Origin of the sequence: Vibrio sp. OPT46 (assembly GCF_015163535.1) — a bacterium.
GTDB classification, from domain to species: Bacteria; Pseudomonadota; Gammaproteobacteria; order Enterobacterales; family Vibrionaceae; genus Vibrio; species Vibrio alginolyticus.
Genome location: NZ_JADDYG010000548.1, coordinates 1 through 308 on the forward strand (window position 1 = coordinate 1; position 308 = coordinate 308).

Here is a 308-nt window from a genome sequence, read left to right on the forward strand (position 1 = left end):
AAGAAGGCACCAGAACGTCAGGCAAGTACATTAAATAGCACCGATGCAATGGCAATGGTCGAACACGGCAGTGAAGTGAGCTTAAACGTCACCACCCCCGTTGGTACTAAGTTTATTACAACCAGCACATTTGTTGGCTGTCACTCAAATAATACTGCATTGATAGAGGTTCCGAACATCTCTGATGAAGACTTGAAGTTCTATTTTCAGGAAGGCTTTTGGATCAATGTAAAAGCCTACTCTCATCGAGGTGAAGGGGCCGTTATCCCATTTCGGGCCCAATTACAGCATCGACTAGGCGATCCGTA

At 45.5% G+C, this 308-nt stretch carries 1 protein-coding gene; it reads left to right on the plus strand.

The genetic code is table 11. From position 1 onward, the window contains the following. On the plus strand, positions 1–308 hold a 308-nt coding region (locus IQR33_RS22270; RefSeq protein ID WP_193844054.1), incomplete at both ends, for a flagellar brake protein.